General features: G+C 71.5%; 8 protein-coding genes. All 8 read left to right on the top strand.

Annotation, left to right across the window (positions count from 1 at the left end; all coding sequences use genetic code 11):
* Positions 1-127: 127 nt before the first annotated feature.
* Positions 128-883, top strand: coding sequence for a YebC/PmpR family DNA-binding transcriptional regulator (locus tag ACFUEL_RS30605; protein WP_380240034.1), 756 nt, complete (start codon positions 128-130; stop codon positions 881-883).
* Positions 884-996: 113 nt separating this feature from the next.
* Positions 997-1,572: a crossover junction endodeoxyribonuclease RuvC gene (gene ruvC / locus ACFUEL_RS30600; RefSeq protein ID WP_380240033.1), complete on the top strand. Its 576-nt coding sequence runs from the start codon at positions 997-999 to the stop codon at positions 1,570-1,572.
* A 52-nt stretch (positions 1,573-1,624) separates the two neighbouring features.
* Positions 1,625-2,236 (top strand): Holliday junction branch migration protein RuvA, encoded by a 612-nt coding sequence (ruvA, locus tag ACFUEL_RS30595; RefSeq protein WP_380240032.1) that lies wholly within the window; start codon positions 1,625-1,627, stop codon positions 2,234-2,236.
* Positions 2,237-2,294: 58 nt separating this feature from the next.
* Entirely contained in the window at positions 2,295-3,380 is a 1,086-nt protein-coding gene (ruvB, locus tag ACFUEL_RS30590) for a Holliday junction branch migration DNA helicase RuvB (RefSeq protein WP_380240031.1), read from the top strand.
* Between the two features lie 183 nt (positions 3,381-3,563).
* A complete protein-coding gene (gene yajC / locus ACFUEL_RS30585) occupies positions 3,564-3,962 on the top strand; it encodes a preprotein translocase subunit YajC (RefSeq protein ID WP_380240030.1) in 399 nt (132 codons plus the stop codon).
* Positions 3,963-4,109: 147 nt separating this feature from the next.
* A complete protein-coding gene (gene secD / locus ACFUEL_RS30580; RefSeq protein ID WP_380240028.1) occupies positions 4,110-5,906 on the top strand; it encodes a protein translocase subunit SecD in 1,797 nt (598 codons plus the stop codon).
* 2 nt (positions 5,907-5,908) lie between these two features.
* Complete coding sequence (secF, locus tag ACFUEL_RS30575) at positions 5,909-7,021, top strand: protein translocase subunit SecF (RefSeq protein ID WP_380240027.1); 1,113 nt, start codon at positions 5,909-5,911, stop codon at positions 7,019-7,021.
* 20 nt (positions 7,022-7,041) lie between these two features.
* Positions 7,042-7,596, top strand: coding sequence for an adenine phosphoribosyltransferase (locus ACFUEL_RS30570; RefSeq protein ID WP_380240026.1), 555 nt, complete (start codon positions 7,042-7,044; stop codon positions 7,594-7,596).
* The last annotated feature ends 33 nt before the right edge of the window (positions 7,597-7,629 follow it).

Raw genomic sequence — 7,629 nt, 5'->3', positions numbered from 1 at the left:
CCGGATGGTCGAGGCCGCCGGGCGCTGAGCGCCCCGGGGTGGCGCGGTGACCGTGTGCCACCCGCCGGTGCGGCACCGGTAGGATCTCCCCTGTTCATTTCCCATTGGCGACGAAAAGGAGCTGGCGATGTCCGGCCACTCTAAGTGGGCTACCACCAAGCACAAGAAGGCCGCGATCGACGCCAAGCGCGGCAAGCTCTTCGCCAAGATGATCAAGAACATCGAGGTGGCGGCCCGCACCGGCGGCGGCGACCCGGCCGGCAACCCGACGCTCTACGACGCCATCCAGAAGGCGAAGAAGAGCTCCGTCCCGATCGACAACATCAACCGCGCCGTCAAGCGCGGCTCCGGCGCGGAGGCCGGCGGCGCCGACTACTCGACCATCATGTACGAGGGCTACGGCCCCAACGGCGTGGCGGTCCTGATCGAGTGCCTCACCGACAACCGCAACCGCGCCGCCTCCGACGTGCGCGTGGCGATGACCCGCAACGGCGGCAGCATGGCCGACCCGGGCTCGGTCTCCTACCTGTTCAACCGCAAGGGCGTCGTCATCGTCCCCAAGGCCGACGGCGTGGACGAGGACAAGATCCTGGACGTCGTGCTGGACGCCGGCGCCGAGGAGGTCAACGACCTGGGCGAGGCGTTCGAGGTGATGTCCGAGGCCACCGACATGGTCGCGGTCCGCACCGCCCTGGTCGACGCGGGCATCGACTACGACTCCGCCGACGCCAACTTCGTCCCCAGCATGCAGGTCGAGCTGGACGCCGACGGCGCCCGCAAGATCTTCAAGCTGATCGACGCGCTCGAGGACAGCGACGACGTGCAGAACGTCTTCGCCAACTTCGACGTCTCCGACGAGATCATGGCCGAGCTGGACGCCTGATCCCGGCCCTTCCCCCGCCCGGTGGCCCGCTGGTGGCCGCCGGGCGGAGGCGTGTCCGGAACCGGTTGTCAGCGGCCGGGGGTAACCTGCGCAGGTCAAGGAGAGGTGTGGCCGTGCGAGTGCTGGGAGTGGACCCCGGGCTGACCAGGTGCGGCGTCGGGGTCGTCGAAGGGCTGCCGGGGCGGCAGTTGACGATGCTCGGCGTCGGCGTGGTGCGCACGCCCGCGGAGGACGAGATCGGCCCCCGGCTGCTCGCCATCGAGCAGGGCCTGGAGTCCTGGCTCGACCGGTACTCGCCCGAACTCGTCGCCGTGGAGCGGGTGTTCGCCCAGCACAACGTCCGCACCGTGATGGGCACCGCGCAGGCGTCCGCGGTCGCCGTGCTCTGCGCGACCCGCCGCGGCATCCCCGTCACGCTGCACACCCCCAGCGAGGTCAAGGCCGCCGTCACCGGCTCCGGCCGGGCCGACAAGGCCCAGGTCACCGCCATGGTCACCCGCCTGCTGCGGCTCGACGCCCCGCCCAAGCCCGCCGACGCGGCGGACGCCCTGGCCCTGGCCATCTGCCACATCTGGCGCGGCGGCACCACCAACCGCCTGACCGCGGCGATCAAGGCCCACGGCGCGGGCGGGAGCTCCTGGCACGGCGCCGGGGCGCCGGGCCGCTCGCGCAGTTCCCCGCGCCCCTGACGGGCCCCGGGACGTACCAAGCACCGAAACCATCGAGAGGAACGACTTCGCCATGATCGCCTTCGTGCAGGGCCCGGTTGCGGTGCTGGGGGCCGGGGTGGCCGTGGTGGAGGTCGGCGGGGTGGGGATGGCGGTGCAGTGCACGCCGGCCACGCTGGCGGCGCTGCGGGTGGGGGAGGTGGCCCGGCTGGCGACCTCGCTGGTGGTCCGGGAGGACTCGCTGACGCTGTTCGGCTTCGCGGACGACGACGAGCGGGCCACCTTCGAGGTGCTGCAGGCCGCGCCCGGCGTCGGGCCGAAGCTGGCCCAGGCGATGCTGGGGGTGCACTCGCCGGAGGCGCTGCGGGTGGCGGTGGCCGGCGGCGACGAGAAGGCGCTGATCGCGGTGCCCGGCATCGGCAAGGCGAAGGCGGCCAAGCTGCTGCTGGAGTACAAGGACAAGCTCGGCGCCCCGCACGGCAGCGTCCCCGCGCAGAAGCCGGTGGCGTCCGGCCCGGCGCCCTGGCACGAGCAGCTGCACTCCGCGCTGGTGGGCCTGGGCTACGCTCCGCGGGAGGCGGAGGAGGCGGTGGCCCGGGTCACGCCGGAGGCCGAGGCGCAGTCCGTGCCGGACGTCGGCGCCCTGCTGCGGCTGGCCCTGCGCGGGCTGAACCGGGCCCGCTGAACAGCGCCGAAGCAATGTGACGACACGTCACCAAGTCGACATGGAGAGCGGTTTTCCGATGAGCCCCTACGAGTCCGAGCCCGTTGACCGCCTGCTGACGGCGTCCGCCGACGGCGAGGACCAGGCGGTGGAGGCCGCGCTGCGGCCCAAGCTGCTGGAGGAGTTCATCGGGCAGGAGCGGGTGCGCGAGCAGCTCTCGCTCGTCCTCCAGGCGGCCCGCAAGCGCGGCGCGGCGCCCGACCACGTGCTGCTGAGCGGCCCGCCCGGACTGGGCAAGACCACCCTCTCCATGATCATCGCGGCCGAGCTGAACGCCCCGATCCGGATCACCTCGGGCCCGGCGATCCAGCACGCGGGAGACCTGGCGGCGATCCTGTCCTCGCTGGCCGAGGGCGAGGTGCTGTTCCTCGACGAGATCCACCGGATGTCCCGGCCCGCCGAGGAGATGCTGTACATGGCGATGGAGGACTTCCGGGTCGACGTGATCGTCGGCAAGGGCCCCGGCGCCACCGCGATCCCGCTGGAGCTGCCCCCGTTCACGCTGGTCGGCGCGACCACCCGGGCCGGCCTGCTGCCGCCGCCGCTGCGCGACCGCTTCGGCTTCACCGGCCACATGGAGTTCTACGCCCCGGCCGAACTGCAGAAGGTGGTGCACCGCTCGGCCGGCCTGCTGGACGTGGAGATCGACCCGGCGGGCGCGGCCGAGATCGCCGGGCGCTCGCGCGGCACGCCCCGGATCGCCAACCGGCTGCTGCGCCGGGTGCGGGACTTCGCGCAGGTCCGGCACGACGGCCTGGTCACCCGGGAGATCGCCGCCCGGGCGCTGGAGGTCTACGAGGTCGACGCGCGCGGCCTGGACCGGCTGGACCGGGCGGTGCTGGAGGCGCTGCTGAAGCTGTTCGGCGGCGGCCCGGTGGGCCTGTCGACCCTGGCGGTGGCGGTCGGCGAGGAGGCGGAGACGGTCGAGGAGGTCGCCGAACCCTTCCTCGTCCGGGAGGGCCTGCTGGCGCGCACCCCGCGCGGGCGGATCGCCACCGCGGCGGCCTGGCAGCACCTCGGGCTGACCCCGCCGCAGTCGCCGGGCGCGGCGGGTGCGGCGCGGAACGTTCAGCAGAACGGCCTGTGGGTCGACGGCCAGGCATAACTCGGGCGCCTTACCGGGAGTTTATGTGCATGCCAAGGCTCGCCACTTTCGGCGGCACACTGGCATGCTTGGCGTTGTCCCCTGAGTGCGGGTCGCCTAGACTCCGCCGGACCGCCCCTCTCGCCCGACGGGCCGACGTACACGCACTGGCTGCCGGAAGGCGGCCCACAAAGGACCCTGGCCGTGAACCTGATCATCATCATCGTCCCGCTCCTCATGATGTTCCTGCTGTTCCGCTCGCAGAAGAAGCGGCAGGCGCAGATGCAGAACACCCAGTCCGCTCTGCAGCCGGGATCCGGCGTCCGGACCATCGGCGGCATGTACGCGCTGGTGAAGGCGGTCAATGACGAGACGGTCGAGCTGGAGGTCGCCCCCGGCACGGTGGTCCACTACACCAAGAGTGCGATCGCGGCCGTCCTGGAGCCGCTGGAGTACGACGCGATCATCAACGGCCGCCCGGCCGAGGACGAGGCCGTCGAGGACGCCGACGCCGACGCCGAGGCCGTGGACGCCGACGAGAAGCCGCTGAGCCTGTCCAAGGACGGGGCGAAGGCCGACGCCGAGGCTCCCGAGAGCAAGTAGTACGGTCGGGGCACCCTCGACCAGCGGCACCCGCCGCAAGCCCAACAGGACTCTTGGGCCGTCGTGCGTCCGCCGCCTTCCGGCACCCGCCCAGCGCGGGACCGGAGGCCGGCCGCCGGGCGGCATGGACAGGGAGAAACGAGCAAGGTGGCAACACCCAAGTCGCGGTCGCGCGACGGATACCCGGGACGGGCGCTGGCGCTCATCCTGGTGGTCACCGTCGGCCTTGTGGCCCTCATGTTCGGGACGGGCAACACCAAGCCGCGTCTCGGGATCGACCTCGCCGGCGGCACCAGCGTCACGCTGACCGCGAAGTCGGATGATCCTTCCGCGATCAACAAGACCAATCTGGACACCGCGGTCGGCATCATCCAGAAGCGCGTCAACGGCATGGGCGTCTCCGAGGCGGAGGTGCAGACCCAGGGCAACGCGAACATCATCGTCAACATCCCCGACGGTGGTAACACGCAGCAGTCCATCGACAAGGTCGGTGACACCGCCAAGCTCTACTTCCGCCCGGTGCTGACCACCGAGCCGTCCGGCGCGGCCGCCCAGCAGCCCGACCCGTCGGCCTCCGCCTCCACGGGCGCCGACGCCTCGGCCCAGCCGAGCGCGTCCGCCTCCGCCGCCGCCTCCGCGTCGGCCTCCTCCTCCGCGAGCGCCTCGGCCTCCGCGTCCGCCACCAAGGCCGGCCGCGCCCTGTCCGGCGCCCTGCAGGCCGACCCGACGGCCTCCGCGTCCGCCTCCGCGAGCGGCTCCGCCTCGGCCCAGCCGTCCGCCTCCGCCGACGCCTCGGCCCCCGCGGCCGACCCGAGCGCCGCGCCCACCCCGGACGCCGAGACCCTCGCCCTGCAGCAGAAGTACGCCGCGCTGGACTGCAGCAAGGAGGACCAGCGGATCAACTACCAGGGCAGCGACCCGACCAAGCCGGCCCTCGCCTGCTCGTACGACGCCGAAGAGGGCCTCTGGTACAAGTTCGTGCTCGGCGGCGTCGCGGTGAACGGCCAGGACGTCACCAAGGCGCAGGCCGCCCTCGACACCCAGGGCGGCAAGGGCTGGATGGTCGACCTGTCGTTCAACGACGCCGGCTCCAAGGCGTTCGCCGACACCACCAAGCAGCTGGCCACCCAGACCTCCCCGGCCAACCAGTTCGCGATCGTGCTGGACGGCCAGGTCGTCTCGCACCCGTACGTGTCGGAGTCGATCACCGGCGGCAACGCCGTGATCAGCGGCACCTTCAGCTCCGAGGACGCCAAGTCGCTTGCGAACGTGCTGAGCTACGGCGCGCTCCCGCTGGACTTCGTCAAGAGCGACGTCACCACCGTCTCCCCGCAGCTCGGCTCCGAGCAGCTGAAGGCCGGCCTGGTCGCCGGTCTGATCGGCATGGTCCTGGTGGTCGCGTACTCGCTGGTCTACTACCGCGGCCTGGGCCTGATCTCGATCGCCGGCCTGCTCGTCTCGGCGGTCCTGACCTGGTCGATCATGAGCCTGCTCGGCGCGGGCATCGGCTTCGCGCTGAACCTGCCCGCGGTCTGCGGCGCGATCGTCGCGATCGGCATCACCGCCGACTCGTTCATCGTGTACTTCGAGCGGATCCGGGACGAGGTCCGCGAGGGCGCCCAGCTGCGGGCCGCCGTGCAGCGCGCCTGGCCGCGGGCCCGGCGCACCATCCTGGTCTCGGACTTCGTGTCCTTCCTGTGTGCCGCGGTGCTCTACCTGGTGTCGGTCGGCAAGGTGCAGGGCTTCGCGTTCACGCTGGGCCTGACCACCCTGCTGGACGTCGTGGTGATCTTCCTGTTCACCAAGCCGCTGATCAGCCTGCTCGCCCGTACCAAGTTCTTTGCCGGCGGCCACCCGCTGTCCGGCCTGGACCCGAAGCGGCTCGGCGCCCGTCCGCCGCTGCGCGGCTCCCGCCGCCGTCCCACCACCACCCAGGAGGTCTGACCATGTCGCTCCGCAACATCGGTCACCGCCTCTACCAGGGCGAGGTCTCCTTCGACTTCGTGGGCAAGCGGAAGATCTGGTACTCGATCTCCGCGGTGATCGTCCTGGTGGCCGGCATCGGCCTGTTCATGGGCCTGCACTGGGGCATCGAGTTCAAGGGCGGCTCGGTCTACACCGTGCACAAGCCCGGTCTGACCGCCACCCAGGCGAAGGACAGCGCCGACAAGATCATCGGCTCCAAGACCGCCGTGGTGCAGACCACCAACAAGGGCGACGTCCGGGTCCAGGTCAGCGCCGAGGAGTCGATCCCGGCGACGACCTTCACCAAGGAGTTCTCGCAGGCGATCGGCGTCCAGGAGCAGGACATCAACGCCCAGGTGATCGGCCCCTCCTGGGGTGCCGACATCTCCAAGAAGGCGCTGACCGGCCTGATCGTCTTCATGGTGCTGGTGACCGTCTACATGGCGATCGCCTTCGAGTGGCGGATGGCGGTGGCCGCCCTGGTCGCCCTGATCCACGACCTCCTGATCACCATCGGCGTCTACTCGCTGGTCGGCTTCGAGGTCACCCCGGGCACCGTGATCGGCTTCCTGACCATCCTCGGCTACTCGCTCTACGACACGGTCGTCGTCTTCGACACCGTGAAGGAGAACACCAAGGGCCTCACCAAGCAGACCCGCCGCACTTACAGCGAGGCCGCCAACCACGGCCTCAACCAGACCCTGGTGCGCTCCATCAACACCACGGTCGTCGCCCTGCTCCCGGTCTCGGCGCTGCTGTTCATCGGCGGCGGCTTCCTGGGCGCGGGCACCCTGAACGACATCTCGCTGGCCCTGTTCATCGGCCTCGCGGCCGGTGCCTACTCCTCCATCTGCGTGGCCACCCCGCTGCTCGCGCAGCTCAAGGAGCAGGCCCCGGACATGAAGGCGCTGGCCAAGCGGGTCGCCCAGCGCCGGGCCTCGGAGGCCAAGGCGGCGGCCGAGGCTGCCGCCCGGGGTGAGGAGCCCGACAGCGAGGACGGCACCGGCGAGGAGGTCGCGGCCGGTATGGTCGGACAGCGTAACCAGCCGACCAGCCGCACCCGGGGCAAGGGACGGCCGTCCGGCAAGCGCTGACCCTCCGCGAAGGAACCCCCGTGACCTCCACCACCGACCCCGCCCTGTCCGAGCTGCTCAACAGCCGGATCAGGGACGTGCAGGACTACCCGAAGCCGGGCGTCCTGTTCAAGGACATCGCCCCCCTGCTGGCCGACGCCGAGGCGTTCGGCGCGCTGACCCGGGCGCTGGCCGATCGGGCGAAGGAGCTCGGCGCCACCAAGGTGGTCGGGCTGGAGGCGCGGGGGTTCGTCCTCGCCGCGCCGGCCGCGTTCGCCGCGGGCCTCGGGTTCGTCCCGATCCGCAAGAAGGGCAAGCTGCCCGGCGAGGTGTTCGCCCGCTCGTACGACCTGGAGTACGGGTCGGCGACGCTGGAGGTCCAGTGCGACGCGTTCGAGCCGGGCGAGAGGGTCCTGGTGGTGGACGACGTGCTGGCCACCGGCGGGACGATCGCCGCCTCGCTGGACCTCGTGCAGGAGGCCGGCGCCGAGCTGGCCGGCGTGGTCGTGCTGATGGAGCTCGGTTTCCTGCCGGGGCGCGCGAAGCTCGCCTCGCACCTGCACGGCGCACCGCTGGAGACGCTGGTCGTGGTGTGAGGAAGCACTGCTGGGCGACCGCCCGGGAACTGT

Origin of the sequence: Kitasatospora sp. NPDC057198, assembly GCF_042670125.1 — a bacterium.
GTDB lineage: Bacteria > Actinomycetota > Actinomycetes > Streptomycetales > Streptomycetaceae > Kitasatospora.
This window is presented reverse-complemented; position numbering and strand designations above follow the sequence as displayed.

Bases quoted from the DNA above. Each gene is read 5' to 3' on its own strand.
- ACFUEL_RS30605 (WP_380240034.1), top strand. From the start codon at position 128: ATGTCCGGCCACTCTAAGTGGGCTACCACCAAGCACAAGAAGGCCGCG.
- ruvA (WP_380240032.1), top strand. From the start codon at position 1,625: ATGATCGCCTTCGTGCAGGGCCCGGTTGCGGTGCTGGGGGCCGGGGTG.
- ruvB (WP_380240031.1), top strand. From the start codon at position 2,295: ATGAGCCCCTACGAGTCCGAGCCCGTTGACCGCCTGCTGACGGCGTCC.
- secF (WP_380240027.1), top strand. From the start codon at position 5,909: ATGTCGCTCCGCAACATCGGTCACCGCCTCTACCAGGGCGAGGTCTCC.